Below are 24,523 nucleotides of genomic sequence, written 5' to 3'. Positions count from 1 at the left end.
AGTCTGGAGTGCCATGTTGAAGACCGCCACCCGCCACGAACTCACCCTGCTGGCCGCCGGGCAACCGTGGCTGCCCGCGCTGTTGCTGGCGGGCAGGCTGGTCAAGCCGATGCGCAAGGTGCCCGGGCTCGGCTGGTTCGTCGCCGACCCGCTGGTGGCCCGGCAGATCTACAACGACTCCGCGCACTTCAGCATCGTGTCCGAGGGCGCGGCCGGGCACTGGTGGGCGCAGGTCGTCGGGGAGTGGGTCGAGGACCTGTTCGAGGGCCCCGGGCACACCGCGCTGCGCAACAAGGTGCGCGACCTGTTCACCGCCACGCATACGGACGCCCTGGTCGCGGACACCATCGGGCCCGCGCTGAAGCAGATATCGGTCGATCTGGCCGCGGGCCGGACCGTCGACATCGCCGAACGCTCCCGCGTGCTGGTCGGGCGCAGCGTGTCCGATCTGGTGGGCATGGAACCCGCCGACATCGCGGCCATCTTCGCCGACTCGGCGGACCCGAGCGCGTTCGAGGATCCCGACGAGCCGTTCCGCGTCCTGTTCACCCACGTGGAGGAACTGGTGAATCTGGCCATGGGCACCATGGCCTCCACCACCCTCGACCCGGTGGCCGTGGAACGGGCCCGGACCCTGGCCGGCAAGCTCGCCACCTCCGTGCCCGCCGCCTACGAGCGCGCCGACGGCACGACCACCCTGGGCCGCTGCCGCGAACTCGGCCTGGAACTCGAACACGCCTCGGGCCTGGCCATTCTCATGGCCGTCGCGGGGACCGACACCCTGGCCAGCGCCATGACCCGGATGGTCGCGCTGCTGCACGACAGCGGCGAGCAGCGGGCGCTGCTGGCCGCGCCCGAGCGCACCCCGGACGCCGTGCGCGAAACGCTGCGCGTCACCAGCCCGGCCTACCTGGTGGGCCGTTCGGTGACCGCCGACGTGGAGGTCGCCGGGCGGGAGCTGAAGGCCGGCGAGCACGTGAAGATCCTGACCTGGTCCATCAACAACGCGGTCGGGGACTTCCGGGTCGCGCGGGACTACGTGCCAGAGACCCGGCAGCTGTGGTTCGGTGGCGGCAGGCACCTGTGCCTCGGCGCGCAGCTGGTCCATTCGGAACTGGGTGCGCTGCTGGAAGCGATCACCGCGGACGGCAGGGAGTGGGAGATCGTCGAGCGCAAGTACAAGCGCAACGTCTTCATCCCGACCTACTCGACGCTGAAAATCCGTCTGGCCGGGTGATCAGGAACGGCGCGCGAAGCGGCCCGGATCGGCCTGATCGCGCGGCTTGACGATGATCGTGTCCAGGTTGACGTGCGGCGGGCGCGACGCCACGAACCCGACGATCTCCGCGATGTCCTGCGCCACCAGCGGATCGATGCCGTCGTACACCTTGGCCGCGCGCTCGGCGTCGCCGTTGAAACGCACCAGCGAGAACTCGGTTTCGACTGCGCCCGGGGCGATTTCGGTGAGGCGCACGGGCTGTCCGAGCAGTTCCCCGCGCAGCGTGCGATGCAGCACCGCCTGGGCGTGCTTGGCCGTGGTGTAGCCCGACCCGTTGTCGTAGGCGTGGAACGCCGCGACCGAGGTGATGGTGACGATCAGGCCGTCACCGGAGGCGATGAGCTTGGGCAGCAGGGCCTTGGTGACCCGCAGCGTGCCCAGCACGTTGGTCTCCCACATCCACCGCCAGTCCTCGAGGTCGGCGTCGGCCACCGTCGCCAAACCCTTTGCGCCACCGGCATTGTTGACCAGCACCTCGGCCGATTCGACGGCTGCGGCGAACGCGTCCACCGATGCCTCGTCGGTGACGTCCAGCGCGAGGGCCGTGCCGCCGATCTCCGCCGCCAGCCGCTCGAGCCGATCGACCCGCCGCGCGCCCACGATGACGTGGTAGCCCTGCTTGGCGAGTTCGCGGGCGGTGGCCTCCCCGATCCCCGAACTGGCCCCGGTCACGACAGCGGTGCGAATGCTCATGTCAGCAGAGCTTAGGCACGGTGTGTCCGGCTCGGCGCGCCGAGGTGCAGCGGGTAGCCGGTCACCGGGCACGAATCAGCGCGAGCGGAAGTCGGCGATCGTCCCGAGCGGAAGCCGGCGTGTCGCTGCGGGTTAGCCTGGCCGGTATGGCGATTCGGGAAGTGGTCAGTGCGGACGGAACCACCATCGTGTACCGGGTGAGCGGGCCGGAAGCCGCGCGCCCGCTGGTGCTGCTGCACGGCTGGGCCGGAAACCTGCGCTGCTGGGGCGCGGCCGGGGACCTGCTCGCCGAACACTTCCGGGTGATCGCGGTCGATCTGCGCGGGCATGGCTACTCCGGCGCGCCCGCGGACGGCTACGACGATCCGAAGAACTGGGCCGCCGACGTCGCGGCGGTCCTCGCGGGGGAAGGCGTCACGGCCGGCGCGCTGCTGCTGGGCTGGTCGTACGGCGGCATCGTGCTCACCGACTACCTCGCCGCGCACGGCACCGGCGCGGTCGCGGGCGTGATCTACACCGGCGCGCAGGTCAGCATCGGCCGGGGCATCGCGGGCGCCGAACCCGGCCCGGTCATGCTGCAGGCCATCCCCGACGTCTTCGCCGAGACCGCGGCCCGGGCCATGCGCGGTTTCGCCGCTTTCGGCAACGCCAACGTGGGTCGCGGCACGGACAAGGGCGTGGACGCCCAGCGCCTGTTCGGCGGCAGCGTCGCCACCCCGCCGCGGGTCCGCAAGGCGCTGTTCTACCGGACCGTGGACAACACCGAGACCCTGCGCGCCCTCGACGTCCCGGTGCTGGTCCTGCACGGCACCGCCGACCCGGTGGTGCCGATCGAGAGCGGCCGCCACATCGCCGACACCGTGCCCGGGGCCCGGACCTCCTATTGGGAGGAGTCGCTGCACGGGCTGTTCATCGAGGATCCCGCGCGTTTCGTGGCCGAGGTCACCGCGTTCGCGGGCACCCTGAACTGAACCCGCGCGGCACCCGTTCACCCGGGCGAAGGTCCCGCGTGATGCTCGGACCTGGAGCTTTGTCCGGGCAGCTATTCGTCGAGGGGCGTATACTGCGAAACGCCTTGTGAGCCAGGTCACTTGGTTAGGTAACCCACGTAGGTCCGGTGGCGGGACACGTGCACACTGGAGAGGTGAGTCAACGCACCGAGTTACGGCCCCATCGCATCGCCGTCCTCTCGGTTCACACTTCTCCACTCGCGCAGCCGGGCACCGGTGATGCCGGCGGCATGAACGTCTACGTGCTGCAGACCGCCATCGAGCTGGCCAAGCGCGGCACCCAGGTCGAGATCTTCACCCGCGCCACCTCCTCCAAGGACGAACCGCTCGTCGAGGCCGCGCCCGGCGTGCTGGTGCGCAACGTCGTCGCCGGTCCCTTCGAAGGCCTGGACAAACACGATCTGCCCACGCAGCTGTGCCCGTTCTCGGCCGAGGTGCTGCGGACCGAGGCGCGCAATCTGCCCGGCCACTACGACCTCATTCACTCGCACTACTGGCTCTCAGGCCAGGTGGGCTGGCTGGCCCGCGATCGCTGGCGCACGCCCATGGTGCACACCGCGCACACCCTGGCCGCGGTCAAGAACGCCTATCTGGCCGAGGGCGACACCCCCGAACCCGCCGCCCGCGTCATCGGCGAGAAGCAGATCGTCGCCGAGGCCGACCGCCTCGTCGCCAATACCGGCGAGGAGGCCCGCCAGCTCGTCGAGCTGTACGGCGCGGATCCCGATCGCATCGACGTGGTGCTGCCGGGCGCGGACCTGTCCCGGTACAACCCCGGTGACAAGGCCGCGGCGCGCGCCGAACTCGGCCTGCCCGCCGGGGATCGCATCGTGGCCTTCATCGGCCGCATCCAGCCGCTCAAGGCGCCCGACGTGCTGGTGCGCGCGGCGGCCCGGATGCTCGCCGACGAGGCAGCGCTCGGCCATCGCCCCGAACGCCCGTTGCGCGTGCTGATCGTGGGCGGACCGTCGGGCTCGGGTCTGCAGCGACCGGACGCGCTCATCGAATTGGCCGCCGCCCTGGGCATTTCCGATCGCGTCACCTTCCTGCCGCCGCAACCGCCGCACCGTTTGGTGCAGGTGTACCGGGCCGCGGATCTGGTGGCGGTCCCCAGCTACAACGAATCCTTCGGCCTGGTCGCCATCGAGGCGCAGGCCAGCGGGACCCCGGTGCTCGCCGCCGACGTCGGCGGGCTCGGAACCGCTGTGCGCGACGGTGTTTCGGGTCTGCTGGTCCCCGGCCACCGCACCCAGGACTGGGCGGACGCGCTGCGCTCGCTGCTGGCGAATCCGGCGCGGCTGGACCGCATGGGCCTGGCAGCGGTCGAGCACGCGGCCAATTTCTCGTGGGCGCACACCGCGGACGGGCTGCTCGACAGCTACAGCGCCGCGCTGTCCCCATCGCGGGCCGGGCGCGTGCGCAGCGGTAGCGTGCATGGTGACAGCAATCAAGCCAGATCACTGGCGCTCTGGAGGCGCCGGACGGGAGCCGTGCGCCGATGAGTGAACACACCGACGCTGCCGCGCACGACGCGGGATCGATCGACGTGACCACTCGGCTCATAGACGACACGCTACGAGACCGCGAGATCGAGTTCTCGCGGGAATCGGACGGCACGTTCGTCGTCATCCTGCCCGGTGAGCGCAAGCTCAAGACGGCCATCGGGGTCAAGGTCGGCAAGCACGGCGTGCGCATGGAATCGTTCGTGTGCCGCAAGCCCGACGAGAACTTCGAGGGCGTCTACAAGTTCCTGCTGCGGCGCAATCGCCGGCTGTACGGGGTGGCCTACACCCTCGACAACGTGGGCGACATCTACCTGGTCGGTCGGCTGGCCACGCACGCGGTCACCGCCGACGAACTCGACCGCTGGTTCGGTCAGATCCTCGAGGCCGTGGACGCCGACTTCAACACCATTCTCGAACTCGGTTTCGCGGAATCCATTCGCCGGGAATGGAAATGGCGCGTCTCCCGCGGGGAGTCGCTGAAGAACCTGCGCGCCTTCGAACACCTGGTGGACTCGGCCGACAAGCCGTAGGACCCGCCGCCGCGGTGCCGCCGCGTCAGGGGATCGCCGTTGCCGGGGAGGCTCGCGGATCGCCCGGTCCGCGCGGGCACTCGCGCCTGGCACAATCGCCGCGGGCCGCCGTGGTGCGGCGCAGGGCTGCGGAAGGGGTAACGGCGATGGTGGCATTGGCGCTGGATATCGGCGCGACGAAATTCGCTGCGGGGACCGTTGATTCGGATGGCACGGTGCGGGGTGCGCGGCGGATCGCCGTGCCCGCGAGCGGGGTGTGGGACGCGTGCCGGGAACTGCTGCTGGACGTCGCGGCGGGGGACGAGGTCACCGCCGTGGGCATCGGGTCGGCGGGGCCGGTCGACGTGCGCACCGGGACCACCGGGCCGATCAATATTCCGGAGTGGGCCGGCGGGTTCGACGTGGTGGCCGCGGTCGGGGAGTTGTTCCCCGGGGCCATGATTCGCTTCACCATCGACGGGGACTGCCTGGCGCTGGCCGAACAGCGCTGGGGCGCGGCACGCGGGGTGCGGGACTTCCTGGCGCTGACCGTCTCCACCGGGATCGGCGGGGGCATCGTCGCCGACGGGCGAGTCGTCGTGGGCCGCACCGGAAATGCCGGGCACCTGGGCCACATCGTGGTGCCGGGCAACGAGGAACCGTGCGCCTGCGGCGGATTCGGCTGTGTGGAAGCGGTGGCGAGCGGGCCGTCGTCGGTGCGCTGGGCGCGGCGGCAGGGCTGGACGGGGGAGAGCGGGGTCGAACTCGCCGAGGCCGCCCGGGCCGGGGACGGGATCGCGCTTGCCGCCCTGCACCGGGCGGGCTCCGCGCTCGGCACGGCCGTGGCCTCGGCCGCCGCGCTGCTCGACACCGATCTGGTCGTGATCGGCGGTGGGTTCGCGCAGTCGGGCGAGGCGCTGTGGGAGCCGTTGCGGGCCACGGTCGCCGTGCACGCGCGGCTGCGATTCCTCGACGAGTTGCGCGTCGTGCCTTCCGAATTGACCGATCAGGCGACCCTCGCGGGGGCCGGGCTGCTCGCGCTCGGGGGATAGCGGCCGGCGGCTCCGCTACGGCGCGTCACGGTGCCGTTGCGGTCCGGGCGTGTCGGGAATCTTTTCCTCGAAAGCCGCTCGTGCGCCCATTACGGTGGCGGTGTGGGGTCTCCGAAATTCGCGCCGGGTGATGTCATCTACGTGCCCCAGGGGCCGTTCACGGGAGTCTGCGGGGTGGTCCGCGAAGTGAACATGGCACGCTCCGAACTCCGGGTCGAAGTCGCGTTCAGTACGCGCAGACACGGACTGACCGTGACGTTCGACGAGGTGGAGTGGGCCTAGACCACCGGCGAGGGTGACTCACCGCGGGTGATCCGGCCCGTGGGAGGATGACCCCATGACGTACACCCTCGTGCTGCTGCGCCACGGCGAGAGCGAATGGAATGCCCTCAACCTGTTCACCGGCTGGGTGGACGTCCGGCTCACGGACAAGGGTGTCGCCGAAGGCAAGCGCGCCGGCGAATTGCTGGCCGAGGCCGGGATTCTGCCCGATATCGTCTACACCTCCCTGCTGCGCCGCGCCATCAGCACCGCGAACAACGCGCTCGACGCCTGCGATCGCCATTGGATTCCGGTCGTGCGCGATTGGCGCCTGAACGAGCGCCACTACGGCGCGCTGCAGGGCAAGGACAAGGCGCAGGTCAAGGAAAAGTACGGCGACGAGCAGTTCATGCTGTGGCGCCGCAGCTATGACACCCCGCCGCCGGTCATCGAGGCCGACAACGAGTACAGCCAGAACGACGACCCGCGCTACGCCGGCATCGACGTGCCGCAGACCGAGTGCCTCAAGGACGTCGTCGCCCGCATGGTGCCGTACTGGGAGGACACCATCGCCCAGGACGTGACCGCGGGCAAGACGGTTCTCATTGCCGCGCACGGCAATTCGCTGCGCGCGCTGGTGAAGCACCTGGAGGGCATCTCGGACGACGACATCGCCGGGCTGAACATCCCCACCGGCATCCCGCTCAAGTACGAGCTCGACGAGAACCTGCGCCCGCTGGGCCCGGGCGTCTACCTCGATCCGGAGGCCGCGGCCGCCGGCGCCGCCGCGGTGGCGAACCAGGGCGCTAAGTAAGCCGTAGTTCACGCGAACGCGCTGTGACCGAGAAATTCGGGCACGGCGCGTTTTTGTGTTTCCGGGGCATTCGGAGCGGCGAATAGCGCTCTGATCGGCGGATCTACCAGCGTCGATGGAGAAATGGTGACACAGATCTCAGTACGGCACCGTAGGGTATTCGCGCTGACCTGCAATGCAATTTGCCGAAGTATTGCCCATTAAAAATGAATACCTGTAACCGCGCTTTGCAACTTACTTCTCGGTAGTTAAGCTTCCGGTCGTTCGACCAGATGCGAGAGGTAGATCACGTTCGATGAAGCACGCGCTACGGGCCACTGTGGCGGCTGCCGCGGCAGCTCTACTCGTTCCCTTGACCGGCATCACAGCCGATGCCACCCCGCAGTCCTTCGGCCCCGACGGCGGCGTTGCCGGCGCGGCCTGGACCGCGGCGCAGGATGGGGCGCAGGAATTTCCGAATGTCGCCATCGAATGGGACGTCCCCATCACGATGAGCGACGGCACCGTCCTCAAGGGCAACGTGTACCGCCCCGCGGACGCGTCCGGCCGGGCCGTGGACGTCTCGACGCCGACCGTCGTCAACATGACGCCGTACACCAAGCTGGTCTCGAACGTCGCCGACAGCGCCTTCGCGATCCCGGGCCTCGGTGACGCACTGGTCAACCTCTTCCGGTCGATCAATCTGACCGGAACCCCCATCACCGGCTTCGGCGAACTGCTCAACTCCGTCGGCAACGGCCAGCTGCGCAACTTCAGCGTCGACCGCTCGCTCATCAAGTCCGGCTACACGCAGATCGTCGTCGATGTGCGCGGCACCGGCTTCTCGCAGGGCGCGTGGGACATGCTGCGCCAGCGCGAACAGCAGGACACCGTCGAGGTCATCGACTGGGCCGCGGCCCAGCCCTGGTCCACCGGCAACGTCGGCATGAGCGGGCTGTCCTACTCGGCCATCAACCAGGTGCAGGCGGCGGAGAAGCGGCCCGCGGCGCTCAAGGCCATCTTCCCGGTGGTGCCCGGCAGTGATCTGGTCAACGACGTGCTCGCGCCCGGCGGCGGCTTCGGCTTCAACTTCATCCCGCTGTGGCTCAGCGCCATCAACGGCCTCAAGTGGCTGCCGGACCTGGCCGCCATCGCGCAGGGCAAGTTCGACTTCAACTGGCTGCAGGACCGCGCGGCGGACCCGTACACCTACCTCGACGTGCTCATGTCGGCGTACACCACCACCGACATGGCCAACCTCGATCCGCGGGTGCGGGACATGCTCAACGATCTCTCGGTCGCCCGGCAGGGCTGGCTGGGCGATCCCTCGCAGATCCGGGCCGCGACCTTCGTCGTCGGCGGCTGGCACGACCTGTTCACCTACTCCGAGACCAAGATCTACAACGAGCTGCCGCTCGCGCCGGGCACGCAGAAGCAGCTGCTCATGGGCAACGGCTACCACGCCACCTCGGGCGCCGAAGCCGGTCGGCCCGGCCTGCCGCCGCGCCTGGACGTGCTCCAGCGCGCCTGGTTCGACAAGCACCTCAAGGGCATCGACAACGGCATCGACTCCTACGGCCCGGTCACGCTGCGCCAGCAGGGCGGCGGCTGGATCACCCAGAACGGATTCGGTTCCTCCGCACCGGTTTCCGAGGCGGCTCGCTACCGGCGCATGTACCTCTCGGCGCAGGCCAGCGGCACCTCCAACGGGCTGTACGACGGCTCGCTGACCGCCGAGGCCAACGGTGACCTCGCGCGCCTGAGCGTCGCCCCCGGGCTCACCACCCTGTGCTCCAACGACGCCGCGCAGGCCACCGCGGGTGTGCTCTCGCTGATCGACATGTGCGCCAAGGACTCTCGCATCTCCGAGACCAACGCCCTGACCTTCACCAGCGCGCCGGTGCTGGAGGCCACCACCGTCTCGGGTCCGATCGCGGTGCGGCTCAACACCGTTCAGGACGCCGAGGACGGGTACTGGACCGTCACGGTCAACGACGTCGCGCCGGACGGCACCTCCACGGTGCTGACCTCGGGGCAGGTCATGGCCTCGCTGCGTGAGGTCGACGACGCCAACAGCGCCCGGTCCGAGAACGGCGACTACACCGATCCGCGCCTGTTCACCTCGCTCGACAAGCAGCTGCCGGTCGTGCCGGGTGAGGCGACCACCCTCGATATCCCGCTCAGCGGCACCGAAGCCGTGCTGCAGCCGGGACATCGCCTGCGGGTGGACGTGTTCGCGGGCAACTTCCCCAAGGGACTGCCCATCCTCCCGATGCTCCTGGACACCGGACTGCGGCCGCAGCACGTGCAGCTCGACCCGAATCGTCCGAGCTTCGTGAACATTCCGGTGCGCGGCAACACCGGTTGGTGATCGACGCGGCCCGGATATGAACTCCCCGGTTGTGCACAACGGCGTGCACAACCGGGGTCTTTTCTTTTGTGCACCCTGACAGACTTCGGCCGAACTGGCCCAGACACCCTGTGCGCGACCTAGTGTCACGACCACCCGTCGGACGAAGAAGTGGTTGGGGCACAGTGCGATTCCGATTCAGATCCCTGGTGGCGAAGGCCGTGGTCGTGGCGACCGCGGTCACGGCCGCCGCGCAATTCCTCACGCCCGCCGCGGCAGTCACTCCGGTCGGACCGGACGGTGGCGCGGCGGGCGCGCAATGGGCCGCGACGCACGATGATCCACAGGTTTACCCACATGTGAACATCGAATGGGACGTGCCGATCACCATGGGTGACGGCACCGTGCTGAAGGCGAATGTCTACCGGCCCGCCGACGCCTCCGGGCGGCCGATCGACACCCCGACGCCGACCATCGTGAACATGACGCCGTACACGAAACTCGGCTCCATGATCGCGGATTCGGCGCTGTCGGTGCCGGGGCTGTCGGACGCGCTGGTGCGGGCTTTCCGGGATCTGGACCTGACCGGGACGCCGTTCTCCGGCATCACCGACCTGACCAGGGCGCTGGGCGGGGGACTGCTGCGCACGTTCACCGTGGACCGGCAGCTCATCAGGTCGGGGTACACGCAGGTCGTGGTGGATGTGCGGGGAACCGGCTTCTCCCAGGGCATCTGGGATCTGCTCGGTGCGCGCGAACAGCAGGACACCCTCGAGGTGATCGACTGGGCGTCGCGGCAGCACTGGTCCACCGGTGACGTGGGAATGGCGGGCATCTCCTATTCGGGGCTGAACCAGTTGCAGGCGGCGGCGAAGAATCCGCCGGCGCTCAAGGCCATCTTCCCGGTCGTGCCCAGCCGCAACCCCTTTCGCGATCTCGTCGCACCCGGCGGGGCCATCGGCGTGACGTTCATGCCCATGTGGCTGGCGGCGGTGAACGGCGGCAAGCTGGTGCCCGATGTCGCCTCGTTGATACAGGGGCGCTTCGACATGAACTGGCTGGCCAGTCGAATGCAGGATCCGTTCACGTTCGTGGACGCGTTCCTCGAGGTGTTCCTGCAGCCGGACATCGACGCGTTGAGTCCCAAGGTGCGCCAACTGCTCGACTCGGACAGCCCCGCGCGGCTGTCCTGGGAGACCGCGCCCGAGCGGATCACCGTGCCCACCTTCATCACCGGCGGCTGGCACGACGTGTTCGTCGCCTCCCAGGCCGACGTGTACCGCCGAATCCCGTTGCCCGCCGGGCAGAAACAGATGCTCGTCGGCGACGGCTACCACATCTCCAACGGCAACGAATCCGGGCGGCCGGGGCTGCCGCCGCGCATGGACGTGCTCCAGCGCGCGTGGTTCGACAGGTGGCTCAAGGGAATCGACAACGGTATCGACCAGTTCGGGCCGGTCACCATGAAACAGCAGGGCGGCGGCTGGATCACCGCGCCCGGTTTCGGGGAACTCGCCACGGACGCCGGCGGTTCCGACGCCGCGGTGATCCCCGGAGCGAGTGCGGAGTACCGGCGCATGTACCTGGCCGCCGCGCCGAGCGGCACCGGCGGGCACAGCGTGCACGACGGGTCGCTGTTCACCGAACCGGCCGGCCCCGACCTGCTCACCGTCGCACCGGGATTGACCGGACTGTGCTCGCGGGACGCCGCCCAGGAGACCATCGGCATCGTCTCGATCATCGACGCCTGCGGGAAGGACTCGCGCATCCACGAGTCCAACGGGCTCACCTTCACCAGCGCGCCCGTGGCCGAACCGACCGTCATCTCCGGCCCGATCGCGGTGCGCCTCAACACCGTTCACGACGCCGCCGACGGCTACTGGTCCGTGACCGTCAACGACGTCGCACCCGACGGTCGCTCGGTCACCCTGTCCACGGGACAGCTGGTCGCCTCGCTGCGCACCATCGACGAGGCCCGCAGCACCCGCCTGCCGAACGGCGACTACATCGACCCGGTGCCCGACCTGTCCCTCGATACCCGGCAGCGCACCGAACCGGGAGTGCCGGTGCCCCTGGACATCTCGGTCGCGGCCGTCGAGGCGATCCTGCAACCGGGCCACCGCCTGCGCGTCGACGTCTACGCGGGCAACTTCCCCAAGGGCCTGCCCATCACCGCCATGATGATCGACTCGGGCCTGCGCCCCCAGCACCTGCTGCTGGACCCGGCCGCGCCGAGCTTCGTGAACATCCCGGTCCGGGGCAACCCGGGCTGGTGATCGCCGGCGGCGGCCGCGGTGCGCTCCGCTGAACGATGGTTACGTCCGCGGGGCCGCTGCTGCGTCGCGAACGCTGAACGATGGTCACGCCCGGCGGAGCCGTGAACGCCGGACGATGGCCACGTCGGTCGGAGCCGTCGTGGTGCCGCGAACGCTGAACGATGGCCACGTCCGCCGGAGCCGCTGCGGACGCCGGACGATGCGCCCCTGGTCGCGGCTCGATCGGGGGCGCATCGTTTCCCGGGCCACCGCCGCGCGCGGCCACCGGCTCGACGACGGCGCGCAGGTGGGTCTGTCCGCCGACTGCCTACCCGTCGACCTCGGCGAAAGTGGCCGCCAGCGGCGGGAACATCGCCCGGGCGTCGTGCCCGCCGAACCACTGCCCCACCACGAAGGCCGAGGTGGCTTCGAGGTAGCGCGCCTGGGCCAGGCCGCCGGCGTGGAAGGGCTCCAGCTTCAGATCCCGGGCGAGCGCCGTCACCCGGGCCACGGCGGCCGCGTCGTCCCCGCACAGCGGGACCAGAAGCGGCTGCCCGTCGAACTCGCGGGCCGTCCCGGCCCACACCTCGGCAGCGCACAGGTTGAACGCCTTCACCACGTGCGCCCCGGCGGCGGTCGCCGCGATCCGCTCGGCCACCGCGTCCTCGGCGAGCACGAACTTCCCGCTGTCCGGGGCGAAGGCGTTGGTGCAGTCCACGATCGTCCGCCCGGCGTAGTCACCCGCGGCGAGCACCTCACCCAACGCCGAGACCGGCACCGCCAGCAGCACCGCCTCCCCGAACCGCACCCCGTCCGCGATGGTCCCGCCCCGCGCGCCGCCCCCGATCTCCGCCGCCGCCCCGGCCGCCCGCTCCGCGTCGCGTGCCCCGACCACGATCTCGTGCCCGGCCGCGGCCCACCCGCCGCCGAGTGCGCGGGCCATGGCGCCCGCCCCGATGATTCCGATTCGCATGTGAACTCCTCACTCGTCCTTGCGAATTCGACGGTAGAAACCGCGATGAGCACCTCGAGGTGCGTATCGAGGTGGCACGCTGAAACCCGTGACCGCCGCACCGAACTCGTCACCGCAGCCCGAACCCGCGCCCGAGCCGCGGAGGATGACGGTCGAGCCGGGGGCGCACACCGTCGTGGACTACGCGAAACAATCCGACTCGCAGCCGATCCCCCTCGCGATGCGGGCGCCCGGGCGTGCGGCTGCCGCGCAGCGTCCGGCGAGAAGGCTCGGGAGCGGCGAGACCGGGGGTGCGGTGGCGGAATCGAGCGGCGAGTCATCCGGAAGGCGGGTCGAGATGCCGGGCAGTACCGTGCCGACGCTTGCGGAGGCCGATGAAGCGGCAGCGGGAGAGGGCGAGCCGACCCGGGTCGAGTTCGCGGAATACGGGGGGCGCGAGGCGGACTGCCCGGCGCGGCTCGCGGTGGATCTGTTCGGGAACTCGTGGCTGACGGTCATCGTCTACACGCTGCGGGACGGGCCCATGCGGCCGGTGGACCTGCGGCGGGAGATCGGGACCATCAGCCAGAAGATGCTGACGCAGACCCTGCGGCGCATGGAAACGATGGGATTGGTCGAGCGGCGGCGGTACGCCGAGGCGCCGCCGCGGGTGGAGTACGGGCTCACGCGTGCCGGAATCGACCTGCTCGTACCGATTTTCGCGCTGGGAGAGTGGGTGGACGAGCACGGTGAGCTGGTGCGCAATTCGCTCTACGGGGACGAAACGGACTGAACTGGCCGGTCGCGCAAGTCATCTCGCCCGAGGTTTGCCGAGAATCCGCCAGAAACAGACCCCGCGTAATTCGAACATTGCGTGAACGCCGGGCCAACACCCGCGTAAGCCCCTGTGACCTGCGTGAAACTTGCCCCACCCGGGGTTTGCCCCCCGGTCGGCGACCGTACGATTCACAGTGTGAGCGTTCCACAGGCCGTGCTGTTGGCAGTCCTGGCGGCCGTCGTTGGACTGGCTGTCGGTGGATTGCTCATTCCCTATGTCACCGCGCGTCAGGAGCAGCGCCGGGTGGCCTCCGATTCGGGGCTGACCATGTCCCAGGTCCTCGATCTCATCGTGCTCGCCTCCGAGAGCGGCATCGCGGTGGTCGACAAGTATCGCGATGTCGTGCTGGTCAACCCGCGTGCCGAGGAGCTGGGCGTGGTGCACGACCGGTTGCTGGACGAACGCGCGTGGGCCGCCGTGCAGCAGGTGCTGGCCGGTGGCTCGGACGTCGAGTTCGAGCTGACCGCCAAGATCCCCATGCCCGGCCGGGCCCGGCTGGCCGTGCGCGGCGTCGCCCGCCCGCTGTCGCAGGAGAACCCCAACTTCGTGGTGCTCTTCGCCGACGACGATTCCGAGCAGGCCCGCATGGAAGCCACCCGCCGCGATTTCGTCGCCAACGTCAGCCACGAACTCAAGACCCCGGTCGGCGCCATGTCGCTATTGGCCGAAGCGTTGCTGGAGTCCGCGGACGATCCGGACTCGGTCCGGCACTTCGGCGAGCGCCTGCACGGCGAGGCCCGGCGCATGGGCAAGATGGTCACCGAGCTGATCGCGCTGTCCCGCCTGCAGGGCGCGGAGAAGCTGCCCGAACTCGACGCCGTCGACGTCGACTCGGTCGTCGCCCAGGCCATCGAGCGCTCCCGCAACACCGCCGACGTCGCGGGCATCACCGTCAGCACCGACGCCAACAGCGGCCTCGAGGTGCTCGGCGATCAGACCCTGCTGGTCACGGCGCTGTCCAATCTCGTGGAGAACGCCATCGCGTACTCCTCGCGCGGCGCGCATGTGTCGGTGAGCCGGGCGCTGCGCGGCGGCTACGTCAACATCGCGGTCACCGATCGCGGCATCGGCATCGCCAAGGAAGATCAGGAACGGGTCTTCGAACGATTCTTCCGGGCCGACAAGGCGCGCTCGCGCGCCACCGGCGGTACCGGGCTCGGGCTGGCTATCGTCAAGCACGTGGCCGCCAACCACAACGGTGAGATCACGCTGTGGAGCAAGCTGGGCACGGGGTCGACGTTCACCCTGCGCGTCCCGGCCCACCCCGGCGACGAGCACGGTGTGGACAACAAGCTTGCCGCCGGGATTCCGGTGGTGAAGAAGGAAACCGGCCCGCGCCCCCTCGGGCGGGCCAGAACCAACGGTGTGGAGGCAACCCGATGACGAGTGTCCTGATCGTCGAGGACGAGGAGTCGCTGGCCGATCCGCTCGCATTCCTCCTGCGCAAGGAGGGGTTCGAGGTCACCGTGGTCGGTGACGGCCCCTCCGCGCTGTCGGAGTTCGATCGTTCCGGTGCGGACATCGTCCTGCTCGATCTCATGCTGCCCGGCATGAGCGGCACCGACGTGTGCAAGCAGCTGCGCGTGCGCAGCAGCGTGCCCGTCATCATGGTGACCGCGCGCGACAGCGAGATCGACAAGGTGGTCGGCCTGGAGCTGGGCGCCGACGACTACGTCACCAAGCCCTACTCCTCACGCGAACTCATCGCCCGCATCCGCGCGGTGCTGCGCCGCGGCGTCGGCGACGAGCCCGAGGGCGGCAGCGAGACCAGCGTGCTCGAGGCGGGCCCGGTCCGCATGGACGTGGACCGCCACACCGTGCAGGTCAACGGCCGTCCCGTCACCCTGCCGCTCAAGGAGTTCGACCTGCTGGAGTACCTGCTCCGCAATTCCGGTCGCGTCCTGACCCGCGGGCAGCTGATCGACCGCGTCTGGGGCGCCGACTACGTGGGCGACACCAAGACCCTCGACGTGCACGTCAAGCGCCTGCGCTCGAAGATCGAAGCCGATCCGGCCAAGCCCGAGCACCTGGTGACGGTCCGCGGCCTCGGGTACAAGCTGGAAGCCTGAGCTCGACCGCCGCTCCGCGACTTCAGCGCGCGGCCGTGAGCCGTCCGGGCTTTCGGCCGCGTGCCCGCGGTCAGGCGTCGAACCGATGTCGAGGTGGCCGGGAAGTCGCCCCCTCCCTCACGAAATCGGTTATCGCGCAGAAATAGAACAGCGCCCGCCTTCGAATTCGAAGGTGGGCGCTTTTTCGGTGCTCGAACCCTAGGCGTTCGGGTCGTTCTGCAGGGTGTAGACCCAGGCGGTGCCCAGGACCGGGAGCTCCTGCTGCTGGAGGTTGATCCAGCCCAGGGCGTCCTGCTGCTTGCAGTCGTACCATGCCACGTCCTGGCCGTTGCCGCGGCAGGCGATGGTCTGGCTGGTGCCGTAGGGGCTGACGATGACCAGCTTGCCGTTCGCCTTGGCGTTGAGCACGTCGAGATCGTTGTAGGGCACGAAATCGGCGGTGCGGTCGGAGAACCGGGCGGGGTCGACGTTGTCGGCGCCGGCGATGGGCGCGAGGGCGAGCACGGCGCCGGCGGCCAGCGCGGCGACGGCGAACGACTTCTTGATCATGAGGCGAATGTCTAACACGCCCCGGTGAATGCGCAATGGCCTGCCGATGTCGCGCGCGCTGCCGGGCGCTCACAACCCGAGGTCAACGCTCGGAAGGTCGCGCGAAACAGGTTTGCGCGCACAGTGATTCGAATGCCGCGGGGGTGCGGTGGCGTTGTTCACCGGCTGTTCACCGGTGTCGAATGAATCACACCTGTTCGCTATGGATCGAGTAGCGCTGTGCGCCCGGCTACCTCGCGCACGCCGGTCGCCGGACAGCTCGGGTCGAGCCCGCCGCGTCGGTGGCGGCGGGCTCGGTGTGCCGGCTACTCGCCCGGTGCCCTCGCGCCGCTATTTGCCCGCGCTGCCGGTCAATCCGCCCAGCAGACCGCCGAGTCCGCCCGCGCTGCCGGTGCCGCCGTTGTCGCCGCCGGGGGTGCCGGGATCGACCGGGCCCGGGTTCGACGGGTCGACGACGGTCACCTCGATGGTCTTGGTGCTGCCGCCCTGCGAACAGGTGATGAGGTGCTTGCCCGCCTTGGTCGGCTTCCACGGGTAGCTGGACTGGCCGATCGGCATGGGCACCTTGGGCCCGCTCAGGTCCTCGCCGTCGACGCTCCAGTAGACGAGCAGGCCGATGCCGGCGCCGCTGAGCTTCGCGCTGAGGGTGTACTCCTTGTTGATCTCGTGGTTGCTGCCCGAGACGGTGATGCTGTCCACGGTGGCGGCGGCGTTGGGCGCGGCGAAGACCGCGATGGACGCGGCGGCGGCGAGGCTCGCCACGCCCGCGCCGAGGCGGCGGGAAAGAATGCTCATGGGGGTGTCCTGTTCTCGGTGGTCTCGGCCGCGGTTACTTGTTGCCGGTGGTGCCGCTGGATCCGCTGCCGAGCGGCCCGGCCGGTCCGAAGCCGCTGCCGGAGGTGGAGCTGCCCGATCCCAGGGGCGCGTCCCGGACCTCGACCACGACCGAGCGGGTGTACCCGCCCTGTTCGACGGTGATGATGTGCTTGCCGGTCGTCGCGGGGGTCCAGGCGATGCTGGATTGCCCGACGGGCCACGGCACCTTGGGACCGCCGATGAATTCGCCGTTGTCGCTGAAGTACACGAGCAGTCCGGCCGCGGCGCCGCTGTGCGTGGCCGAGATCGTGTACTCGGTGCCCACCCGGTGATCCGAGCCGTCGACGGTCACGCTGTCGACCGCCGCGACGGCCTGCGGGGCCGCGAGCACGGCTGTCGCCGCCAGGGCGGCGAAACCGGTGATTCCGGCACCCGCCCGGCGCGCGGTCCTCGAGGGTGTGATGCGCATGTGTGTCGTCTCCTGGGATGTTGCTGCCCGCGGGGGTGTGCGGGCCTGTGCACCCTAAGGGAGACGGTGTGTGAAATGCAGGCGTTTCGGGAAATCTATCAAACAAGCGTCCGCTTGGTTGTGATGGATATGGCTTGACCAGGGGTTTTTCGCCACATCCACCACGTCTCCTACTGCCGGGGGCTCGATATCGAGCTCGCGCGGTTGTTCATCGTCGGCAATCCCGCACTGCCCGCGATCTTGCTGTCGATGAACCAGGAGCTAGCGGGCCACCGCGTGACCGGCCGGAACCGGTATCAGAACGGCAGCAGATCGGAGCTGCCGCTGCCGGCCGGCTTGGTCGTCGTCGGCGGGGTGGTGGTCACCGGCGGCTCGGTCGTGACGGGCGGGGTGGTGGTCACCGGGGGCTCGGTCGTGACGGGCGGGGTGGTGGTGACGGGCGGCTCGGTCGTCACCGGCGGGGTCGTCGTGACCGGCGGCGTGGTGGTGACCGGCGGGGTGGTGGTGACCGGGGGCTCGGTGGTGACCGGGGGCGTCGTCGTGACCGGGGGCTCGGTGGTGACGGGCGGGGTCGTGGTGACCGGCGGCGTGGTGGTCGGCACCGAACCGTCGCTCACGTTCACCACGAGCGATTTGGTGCTGCTGCCCTGGGTGAGGGTGATGGTGTGTACCCCGGCCGTGCGCGGGGTCCAGTCGGTGCTGGTGTTGTACGCGGGCCACGGCACCTGGGCGGCCGGGCTGGTGATGGCCTGGCCGTTGTCCTTCCAGTAGACCAGCAGGCCGAAGGACGCGCCGCTGAGATCGGCGTGCAGGTTGTAGGTCTGGTTGACCTTGTGGTCCGAGCCGGAGACGGTGATCCGGTCCACCGCGGCGGTGGCTTCCGGGGTTGCGGGGTTCGCCAGCACGACGGCGACGCCGGTGGCCACGGCCAGCCCGGCCAGGCCCAGACCGAGCGGTCGCCGGAAGGCTGAAGTGTTGCTCATGTATCTCTCCTGTACTGCGACCCCGTGAGGGGGAGGGGTCGCTCGCACAGTAGGTGAGCAGCGAAGTGAAAATACGTGCTTTCAGAAAGTTACCGGTGGGTTGTCAACCGCGCTTGGCGGCCGCGGCCTTCTTGACCCCGGGAATCTTCGCCGCGGCGGCCGCGGACTTCTTGGTGTGCGCCGCTTCCTGTTTCGCCGCCGCCTGCTCCGCGGCCGCCTTCTGCTGGGCGATCGCCGTGGCCGGGTGCACCGCGACGATGCCGAGACCCTGGCGTCGCCGGCAGTGTGCTGCCAGCTCGTCGTAGGCGACCTGCCCGAGCAGTTCGATCAATTCCGGCGCGTACGCCTCCCACACCGGGCGGGTGCCGACGTGCGCGTCCGGGGAGCCGGTGCAGTACCAGTTCAGGTCGAGTCCGCCCGAACCCCAGCCGCGCCGGTCGTATTCGCCGATGACGGTCTTGAGGATCTCCACCCCGTCCGGCCGCTCCACCCAGTCCTGGGTGCGCCGGATCGGCAGCTGCCAGCACACCTCGGGCTTGACGGTGAGCGGTTCCAGGCCCTCGCGCAGGGCCATGGTGTGCAACGCGCAGCCCAGGCCCTTGTCGAAGCCGGCGCGGTTCAGGAAGATGCACGCGCCGTCGAAACGCCGGGTGCGCAACGCGGGTTCGTCGTCGAGGTCGTCCTCTTCCAGATACAGCTTCTTGCGGACCCGGCCCTTGTCGTCGACCGCCTCGCCCATGAGCTGCCAATCGTCGGGTGTGAGCATTTTCACAGCCCGGTGCAGCTTCTTGCCGTCCTCCTCGTCGGACAGGAAAGCGCCGTGCGAACAGCAGCCGTCGTCCTCGCGCCCGGCGATGATGCCCTGGCATGCCGGAGTGCCGAAAACGCACGTCCAGCGCGACAACAGCCAGGTCATGTCCGCCGCGATCAAATGCTCGTCATTTGCTGGGTCGACGAACTCGATCCACTCGCGCGGGAAGTCGAGCTCTACTTCGGGAGCCGGGTCGATCTTCGCCGCTGGTCGCAGCCCGGTCGGGCCACTCGCGGATGCACCTGCCGTCACGCCGTGGAACGCTAACAGCTCAGTCGCCTGGCCTGAAGCCGTGACGCACCCAGTACCGTGTTCATGTGCGGCTCGGTGTACTGGATGTGGGAAGCAATACCGTCCACCTGCTCGTGGTGGACGCGCATCGCGGTGGCCACCCGATGCCAATGAGCTCTACGAAGGCGACGTTGCGCCTGTCGGAGAGCATGGACGACCAGGGCCGGATCACGCCCGGCGGATCGGCGCGGCTCATTGCCACGGTCGCCGAATTCGCCAGTATCGCAAAGACTTCCGGGTGCGTGGAGCTCATGGCCTTCGCCACCTCGGCGGTGCGCGAGGCGACGAATTCCGAGGAGGTCTTGGCGCGGGTGCGCGCCGAGACCGGGGTCAAGCTCAAGGTGCTCAGCGGCGCCGACGAGGCCCGGCACACCTTCCTGGCGGTGCGGCGCTGGTACGGCTGGAGCGCGGGGCGGGTCCTGAACCTCGACATCGGCGGCGGGTCGCTCGAAATGAGCAACGGCGCCGACGAGGTGCCCGACACGGCGCTGTCGCTGCAACTGGGCGCGGGCAGGCTCACGCGGGACTGGCTGCATCACGATCCGCCCGGCAAGCGCCGGGTCGCGGTGCTGCGGGATTGGCTCGACGCCGAGCTGGTGCTGCCGTCCAAGCAGCTGCTCGAGGCCGGCCGCCCGGATCTGGCGGTGGGCACGTCCAAGACTTTCCGCTCGCTGGCCCGTTTGACCGGTTCGGCCCCCTCCTCGGCGGGTCCGCGGGTGCGGCGTACCCTCACGAGTTCCAGCCTGCGACAGCTGATTGCGTTCATATCGAGAATGACAGCCGCGGACCGGGCAGAATTGGAAGGCGTAAGTTCCGATCGGTCACAGCAATTGGTGGCCGGCGCGCTGGTCGCGGAGGCGAGTATGCGGGCATTGTCATTGGATACGCTAGAAATTTGCCCCTGGGCACTGCGGGAAGGTTTGATCCTGCGAAAACTTGATACCGACCTGGATAATGAGCCGATAACTGGTGGTCCCAACGGCGGCCAGCCGGGCACGATCGAAACGGTGTCTCGATGACCGAGGATATTAGTCAACTGTCCGTTGCCGAACTTTTGGCGCGAAACGGACAGGGTGCACCGCCCGCCGCTGGTGGCGGGCGCAGGCGAAGGAGCGGGCGCGGCCTATCGGTCGCCGATCTGACCGGCGATATACCGACGGTCCGGAACGGATCCTCGTCGCACGCCGCGCCGGACGACGCGCTGGAACAGGGCGCGGCTGATCCCTCGCCCCCGGCTGATTCGGGCGAATCGGACTATTCAAACTTTTCGAATTATTCGGACCAATCGAACACAAATTATGCGGAATACCCGAACTATTCCGGAGATTCCGGTGACTTCGGGGGCGCCTCGTCGTATTCGTCCGCCCCGCAGGCGGACTATCCCTCCTACTCGGTACCCGATCCGACGCCCGAGTACTCCCCGTTGTCGGGACCGATCTCGTTCTACGATCCGCTGGCCCCCGCCGCGCCCCCGCTACCGGGGCCGGCCGCGGAAGCGCCGCGCAGCGGCCGCCGCCGCAAGCCCGATCCGCTCTCGGCCGAGGTGCCGCTGAACGAACTGGACCGCAGCGCCCCGCCCGCGCCGGCCGAGGGCGGCCGCCGGCGGCGCTTCGATCCGGACGACGAGAACACCGAGGACGTCCAGCCCTTCCGCGGGCAGGATCCCGGCCGCGCGGACAGCGCGATGGGTGCCCTGAACAGCTCGCTCAGCCGCAACGACGACGCCGCCCGCAGCTGGGACCCGGCACCGGCCTGGTCGCCCGACCCGCTATCGAGCCCGCCGTCGCGCGGCTTCGAACCGCCGCAGGCGGCCGCACCGGCCGCACCCATCGCCGCCCCGCCCATGTCGCGGTCCGCGCGCAGGCACGCGGAAGCGCAGCGGCAGAACGTGGCCGAGCGCCCGGCCGAGCAGCCGTGGCAGCCCGAACCGCCGCGCCGGCCCGAGCCCCAGCGCCCGCCCGAACCGCCGCGCCAGCCGCAGCAGTGGCATTCCGAGCAGCCGTGGCCGGGGGAGCAGCGCCCGGCCGAGCAGCCGTGGCAGGGCGAACAGTCGTGGCAGGGCGAGCAGCGCCAGGCCGAGGTGCCGCCGTGGCAGGGCGAATCCCAGCGGGATCCCGAACCGCCGCGGCAGCCGGAGATTCAGCGGCTACCCGGCGGCCGGCGGCACGACGAGCAGCTGCGCGACGGCCGTGCCGAGCACAACGCCCGCGTCGAGCACGAGGAGCGGGCCGGGCTGCCGTCCTGGTCTGCGCGCAGGCGACCCGCCGCCGGCGCCGTGCCCGAGGCCGCCCCGCACGACCGGACCGAACTGCTGCCGCGCAACCGGGCCGACGGGCCGCGGGACCGGGCCGACGCGAACCCGAGCTGGTCCGCCGCGGATCAGGATCAGATGCTCATGTCGGGCGAGACGGTTGCCGGGGAGATGCTCCGGGATCGACTCGAACGCGATGAGCAACGCGCGGAACATGATTCGCGACGCGGTGGCAAACGTCGCGGGGCCGGTACCCGGCGCCGCGGCGGCGCCGCGGTCCGGGAGCGGGATCTCGACGAGCATCTGACGGACGTCTACGAGCCGCTCGACGACGACGAGGACGACGACTACGACGACGAGCCCGGCACCTCGGTGGTCGGGCGGCTGTCGGCGGTCGCCTCGCGGGCCGCGCGGCGGGCGCGCCCGGCGCCTTCGCGGGCCCGGGCCGACCTCTCCGACGACGAGGAGCATCGCCGGCAGTGGCTGGTGCTGGCCGGGCAGAGCACGGGCGCGGCGGTCGCGGGCATGTTGCTGTTCAAGGGTTTCGAGCGGCTGTGGGAAATGCTCCCGTGGGTTGCCCTGGCCCTGTCGATGATCGTCATCCTCGGTCTGGTCGCGCTCGTGCGGGTGCTGCGCCGGACCGACGATATTTTCAGCACTGTGATTGCGGTCGTCGTGGGCGTCTTCGTGACGCTGGGACCGCTAGCCTTTCTACTCAGTACGAACTGAGCAGGGAGCAGCAGTGGGGAATATCGTGCAGGGGGCGAACATCGAGGACCGAGCGGGGCGGGCGGAAGTCCGGATCGGGCTTTCCACGGCGTCGGTCTATCCGGAGAACACCGAGGCCGCGTTCCGCTACGCGGCCGAATTGGGTTACGACGGAGTCGAACTCATGGTGTGGGCGGAACCGGCCAGTCAGAGCATCTCCACCGTGCAGTCGTTCATGCACAAGTACGACGTGCCGGTGCTGGCCGTGCACGCGCCGTGTCTGCTCATCTCGCAACGGGTCTGGGGGTCGGACCCGGTGGCGAAACTGCGGCGCAGCGTGCATACGGCCGAGGCGCTGGGCGCGGCCACGGTGGTGGTGCATCCGCCGTTCCGCTGGCAGCGCCGCTACGCGGAGGGGTTCGCGCAGCAGGTGGCCGACCTGGAGAACGAGAGCCCGATCGCGGTGGCGGTGGAGAACATGTTCCCCATGCGCGCCGACACGCTGTTCCGCGGCAGCTCGATTCGCCGCCTGGAACGCCGCGGCGGTCCCGGGCCCTCGTTCACGACGTTCAGCCCCTCCTACGATCCGACCGACACCGGGTACCGGCACTACACCCTGGACAGCTCGCACACCGCGACCGCCGGGGTGGATCCGCTGGAGCTCGCCCGCCGCATGGGCGCGGGCCTGACGCATCTGCACCTGGCGGACGGTCGCGGGGCGGCGACCGACGAACACCTGATTCCGGGCGAGGGCACCCAGCCGGTGGCCGAGCTGTGCGCGATGCTCACCGCCGGCGGCTTCGACGGCCAGGCCGTGATCGAGGTCAACACCCAGATGGCCCGCACCACGATGGATCGGGCGGCCATGCTCAACCGGGCGCTCACCTTCGCTCGTAAGCACCTGAACGGCGTCACCCCCACTCCGGTCCCGGAACCGGAGCCGACGGCCGCCAGCCGCCGCTGAGGGGCCCGGAACCGGCCGCGGGGGAGTGTGGCCGCGCCGTCCTGCCGCGCCAGTGATTCCCGCCACGGGAATACCGATTGGTGTACCCGGCGCTTGTACGCTGTACAAACCGATCAGCGGAAGGAACGCAGCGGATGACAACGGAGTTGACCGTCGACCTCGAACAGGCCCTCGTGGAGCAGACCGCGCCCTTCAGCCGCGTCTGCGCGGTCACCGAGCTGCCGTCGGCCGATCCGGGCGCCGGGCGCTACGCCGGCGTCATCGAGGACATCTGGACCATCGGCAAGAAACTGCACGGCGGCACCATGGTCGCGGGCAGCGCGGCCGCCGCGACCGCGTGGCTGCGCCGCACCGCGCCCGAGCAGGCGGCCATGTTCCCCATCTCCGCCAGCACCGACTTCCTGGGCGCCCCGGATCCGGGCGCGGTCGAGTACGAGGTCCGCACCCGCAAACTCGGCCGTCAGATCTGCCTGCTCGACGCGAGTCTGATCCAGAACGGCCGCACCCTGGTGCACACCGCCTTCACCTTCAGCCACCTGGACGACGGCGCCGCCCCGGCCTTCGCCGCCGACCACGCCGGCGACATGCCCGCCGAGCCCGACGCCGGCGCGATGGGCTACGACGGCGACAGCCCGATGGGCAAGATCGTCCATGTGGCACAGGGCTCTTCGGTCGCCATCGACACGAAGTGGGCCCGCTTCCTGTCCGGCGAAACCGCCGAACCCCGCCTGCGCCTGTGGATTCGCCCCCGCGAGGGTGACGAGCAACTCCCCGACGTGGCCGCCTTCTTCGCCATGATGGCCGCCGACATGAGCCCCCCGGTCCCGATGAACCTCGGCCACTTCGGCTGGGCCCCAACGGTTCAGATGACGACCTACCTCCGCCGCCGCCCCGCCCCCGGCTGGCTCCGCGTGATCGCCCACGCCCGCGAGGTGGGCGCCCGCATGTTCGACGAGGACCAATTGGTCATCGACTCGACCGGCGCGATAGTCGCCCAAAGCCGTCAACTGGCCTTGATCCCCCAACCCCGCTAACCGAGATCACTTTCCCCCCAACAATTCTCACGAATGCAAACACATTCGCAAGAAAAAAACCCCACCCCCAGAAATGCCCCC

Annotated in this window: 23 protein-coding genes; 16 read left to right on the top strand and 7 right to left on the bottom strand. The window is 69.7% G+C overall.

Annotated elements, in window-relative coordinates:
• Nucleotides 1-13 precede the first annotated feature (13 nt).
• Entirely contained in the window at nucleotides 14-1,237 is a 1,224-nt protein-coding gene (locus tag ACFVBH_RS18160) for a cytochrome P450 (protein ID WP_379002616.1), read from the top strand.
• Here ACFVBH_RS18160 and ACFVBH_RS18155 read toward each other — a convergent pair whose 3' ends face one another.
• Complete coding sequence (locus ACFVBH_RS18155) at nucleotides 1,238-1,972, bottom strand: SDR family NAD(P)-dependent oxidoreductase (RefSeq protein ID WP_354989824.1); 735 nt, start codon at nucleotides 1,970-1,972, stop codon at nucleotides 1,238-1,240. It abuts the gene before it with no gap.
• A gap of 146 nt (nucleotides 1,973-2,118) precedes the next feature.
• Between ACFVBH_RS18155 and ACFVBH_RS18150 the strand changes: the two genes are divergently transcribed.
• The 8 genes from ACFVBH_RS18150 (at nucleotide 2,119) to ACFVBH_RS18115 (ending at nucleotide 11,728) form a co-directional block, all read left to right on the top strand.
• Nucleotides 2,119-2,943, top strand: coding sequence for an alpha/beta fold hydrolase (locus ACFVBH_RS18150; RefSeq protein ID WP_379002614.1), 825 nt, complete (start codon nucleotides 2,119-2,121; stop codon nucleotides 2,941-2,943).
• A gap of 173 nt (nucleotides 2,944-3,116) precedes the next feature.
• Complete coding sequence (mshA, locus tag ACFVBH_RS18145; protein WP_379002612.1) at nucleotides 3,117-4,484, top strand: D-inositol-3-phosphate glycosyltransferase; 1,368 nt, start codon at nucleotides 3,117-3,119, stop codon at nucleotides 4,482-4,484.
• Complete coding sequence (locus ACFVBH_RS18140; protein WP_354989827.1) at nucleotides 4,481-5,017, top strand: YbjN domain-containing protein; 537 nt, start codon at nucleotides 4,481-4,483, stop codon at nucleotides 5,015-5,017. Before mshA ends, ACFVBH_RS18140 begins: the two co-directional genes overlap by 4 nt.
• A gap of 146 nt (nucleotides 5,018-5,163) precedes the next feature.
• On the top strand, nucleotides 5,164-6,048 hold the full coding sequence (locus ACFVBH_RS18135) for an ROK family protein (RefSeq protein ID WP_379002609.1): 885 nt from the start codon (nucleotides 5,164-5,166) through the stop codon (nucleotides 6,046-6,048).
• 102 nt (nucleotides 6,049-6,150) lie between these two features.
• Entirely contained in the window at nucleotides 6,151-6,330 is a 180-nt protein-coding gene (locus ACFVBH_RS18130; RefSeq protein ID WP_379002607.1) for a hypothetical protein, read from the top strand.
• Nucleotides 6,331-6,385: 55 nt separating this feature from the next.
• Nucleotides 6,386-7,123 (top strand): phosphoglyceromutase, encoded by a 738-nt coding sequence (locus ACFVBH_RS18125; RefSeq protein ID WP_354989830.1) that lies wholly within the window; start codon nucleotides 6,386-6,388, stop codon nucleotides 7,121-7,123.
• 295 nt (nucleotides 7,124-7,418) lie between these two features.
• Nucleotides 7,419-9,473, top strand: coding sequence for a CocE/NonD family hydrolase (locus ACFVBH_RS18120; RefSeq protein ID WP_379002605.1), 2,055 nt, complete (start codon nucleotides 7,419-7,421; stop codon nucleotides 9,471-9,473).
• A 188-nt stretch (nucleotides 9,474-9,661) separates the two neighbouring features.
• Nucleotides 9,662-11,728, top strand: coding sequence for a CocE/NonD family hydrolase (locus ACFVBH_RS18115; protein ID WP_379002603.1), 2,067 nt, complete (start codon nucleotides 9,662-9,664; stop codon nucleotides 11,726-11,728).
• A 307-nt stretch (nucleotides 11,729-12,035) separates the two neighbouring features.
• Here the strand turns inward: ACFVBH_RS18115 and ACFVBH_RS18110 are convergent, their stop codons facing one another.
• Nucleotides 12,036-12,680, bottom strand: a complete 645-nt coding sequence (locus ACFVBH_RS18110) for an NADPH-dependent F420 reductase (protein ID WP_379002601.1) — start codon at nucleotides 12,678-12,680, stop codon at nucleotides 12,036-12,038.
• Between the two features lie 337 nt (nucleotides 12,681-13,017).
• Between ACFVBH_RS18110 and ACFVBH_RS18105 the strand changes: the two genes are divergently transcribed.
• The 3 genes from ACFVBH_RS18105 (at nucleotide 13,018) to ACFVBH_RS18095 (ending at nucleotide 15,566) form a co-directional block, all read left to right on the top strand.
• The gene (locus ACFVBH_RS18105) at nucleotides 13,018-13,452 is read left to right on the top strand and encodes a winged helix-turn-helix transcriptional regulator (RefSeq protein WP_379002599.1); all 435 of its coding nucleotides are present in this window, start codon (nucleotides 13,018-13,020) and stop codon (nucleotides 13,450-13,452) included.
• 180 nt (nucleotides 13,453-13,632) lie between these two features.
• Nucleotides 13,633-14,880: an ATP-binding protein gene (locus ACFVBH_RS18100; RefSeq protein ID WP_354989835.1), complete on the top strand. Its 1,248-nt coding sequence runs from the start codon at nucleotides 13,633-13,635 to the stop codon at nucleotides 14,878-14,880.
• Entirely contained in the window at nucleotides 14,877-15,566 is a 690-nt protein-coding gene (locus ACFVBH_RS18095; protein WP_354989836.1) for a response regulator transcription factor, read from the top strand. Before ACFVBH_RS18100 ends, ACFVBH_RS18095 begins: the two co-directional genes overlap by 4 nt.
• Before the next feature lie 198 nt (nucleotides 15,567-15,764).
• Here ACFVBH_RS18095 and ACFVBH_RS18090 read toward each other — a convergent pair whose 3' ends face one another.
• The 5 genes from ACFVBH_RS18090 to ACFVBH_RS18070 form a co-directional block, all read right to left on the bottom strand.
• A complete protein-coding gene (locus ACFVBH_RS18090; protein ID WP_354989837.1) occupies nucleotides 15,765-16,115 on the bottom strand; it encodes a hypothetical protein in 351 nt (116 codons plus the stop codon).
• Between the two features lie 330 nt (nucleotides 16,116-16,445).
• Complete coding sequence (locus ACFVBH_RS18085) at nucleotides 16,446-16,910, bottom strand: hypothetical protein (RefSeq protein WP_379002596.1); 465 nt, start codon at nucleotides 16,908-16,910, stop codon at nucleotides 16,446-16,448.
• A gap of 34 nt (nucleotides 16,911-16,944) precedes the next feature.
• Nucleotides 16,945-17,400 carry a hypothetical protein gene (locus ACFVBH_RS18080; RefSeq protein ID WP_354989839.1) on the bottom strand — a complete coding sequence of 152 codons (456 nt, stop codon included), beginning with the start codon at nucleotides 17,398-17,400 and terminating at the stop codon, nucleotides 16,945-16,947.
• A 296-nt stretch (nucleotides 17,401-17,696) separates the two neighbouring features.
• Entirely contained in the window at nucleotides 17,697-18,383 is a 687-nt protein-coding gene (locus tag ACFVBH_RS18075; protein ID WP_379002593.1) for a hypothetical protein, read from the bottom strand.
• A 103-nt stretch (nucleotides 18,384-18,486) separates the two neighbouring features.
• Complete coding sequence (locus ACFVBH_RS18070; RefSeq protein WP_354989841.1) at nucleotides 18,487-19,446, bottom strand: hypothetical protein; 960 nt, start codon at nucleotides 19,444-19,446, stop codon at nucleotides 18,487-18,489.
• Nucleotides 19,447-19,511: 65 nt separating this feature from the next.
• Here ACFVBH_RS18070 and ACFVBH_RS18065 point away from each other — a divergent pair, with 65 nt between their 5' ends.
• The 4 genes from ACFVBH_RS18065 (at nucleotide 19,512) to ACFVBH_RS18050 (ending at nucleotide 24,442) form a co-directional block, all read left to right on the top strand.
• Nucleotides 19,512-20,504, top strand: a complete 993-nt coding sequence (locus tag ACFVBH_RS18065) for a hypothetical protein (protein ID WP_379002591.1) — start codon at nucleotides 19,512-19,514, stop codon at nucleotides 20,502-20,504.
• 404 nt (nucleotides 20,505-20,908) lie between these two features.
• Complete coding sequence (locus ACFVBH_RS18060; protein WP_379002589.1) at nucleotides 20,909-22,465, top strand: hypothetical protein; 1,557 nt, start codon at nucleotides 20,909-20,911, stop codon at nucleotides 22,463-22,465.
• A 73-nt stretch (nucleotides 22,466-22,538) separates the two neighbouring features.
• A complete protein-coding gene (locus ACFVBH_RS18055) occupies nucleotides 22,539-23,408 on the top strand; it encodes a sugar phosphate isomerase/epimerase family protein (RefSeq protein ID WP_379002829.1) in 870 nt (289 codons plus the stop codon).
• Between the two features lie 134 nt (nucleotides 23,409-23,542).
• Nucleotides 23,543-24,442: a thioesterase family protein gene (locus tag ACFVBH_RS18050; protein ID WP_354989843.1), complete on the top strand. Its 900-nt coding sequence runs from the start codon at nucleotides 23,543-23,545 to the stop codon at nucleotides 24,440-24,442.
• Nucleotides 24,443-24,523 lie beyond the last annotated feature (81 nt).

It is taken from the genome of Nocardia sp. NPDC057668, assembly GCF_042799795.1.
GTDB lineage: Bacteria > Actinomycetota > Actinomycetes > Mycobacteriales > Mycobacteriaceae > Nocardia.
This window is presented reverse-complemented; position numbering and strand designations above follow the sequence as displayed.

Coding starts and splice junctions, on each gene's coding strand:
- ACFVBH_RS18135 (WP_379002609.1), top strand. CDS start 5,164: ATGGTGGCATTGGCGCTGGATATCGGCGCGACGAAATTCGCTGCGGGG.
- ACFVBH_RS18075 (WP_379002593.1), bottom strand. CDS start 18,383: ATGAGCAACACTTCAGCCTTCCGGCGACCGCTCGGTCTGGGCCTGGCC.
- ACFVBH_RS18110 (WP_379002601.1), bottom strand. CDS start 12,680: ATGCGAATCGGAATCATCGGGGCGGGCGCCATGGCCCGCGCACTCGGC.
- ACFVBH_RS18095 (WP_354989836.1), top strand. CDS start 14,877: ATGACGAGTGTCCTGATCGTCGAGGACGAGGAGTCGCTGGCCGATCCG.
- ACFVBH_RS18125 (WP_354989830.1), top strand. CDS start 6,386: ATGACGTACACCCTCGTGCTGCTGCGCCACGGCGAGAGCGAATGGAAT.
- ACFVBH_RS18150 (WP_379002614.1), top strand. CDS start 2,119: ATGGCGATTCGGGAAGTGGTCAGTGCGGACGGAACCACCATCGTGTAC.
- ACFVBH_RS18085 (WP_379002596.1), bottom strand. CDS start 16,910: ATGAGCATTCTTTCCCGCCGCCTCGGCGCGGGCGTGGCGAGCCTCGCC.
- ACFVBH_RS18050 (WP_354989843.1), top strand. CDS start 23,543: ATGACAACGGAGTTGACCGTCGACCTCGAACAGGCCCTCGTGGAGCAG.
- ACFVBH_RS18155 (WP_354989824.1), bottom strand. CDS start 1,972: ATGAGCATTCGCACCGCTGTCGTGACCGGGGCCAGTTCGGGGATCGGG.
- ACFVBH_RS18090 (WP_354989837.1), bottom strand. CDS start 16,115: ATGATCAAGAAGTCGTTCGCCGTCGCCGCGCTGGCCGCCGGCGCCGTG.
- ACFVBH_RS18120 (WP_379002605.1), top strand. CDS start 7,419: ATGAAGCACGCGCTACGGGCCACTGTGGCGGCTGCCGCGGCAGCTCTA.
- ACFVBH_RS18140 (WP_354989827.1), top strand. CDS start 4,481: ATGAGTGAACACACCGACGCTGCCGCGCACGACGCGGGATCGATCGAC.
- ACFVBH_RS18160 (WP_379002616.1), top strand. CDS start 14: ATGTTGAAGACCGCCACCCGCCACGAACTCACCCTGCTGGCCGCCGGG.
- ACFVBH_RS18105 (WP_379002599.1), top strand. CDS start 13,018: ATGCCGGGCAGTACCGTGCCGACGCTTGCGGAGGCCGATGAAGCGGCA.
- ACFVBH_RS18080 (WP_354989839.1), bottom strand. CDS start 17,400: ATGCGCATCACACCCTCGAGGACCGCGCGCCGGGCGGGTGCCGGAATC.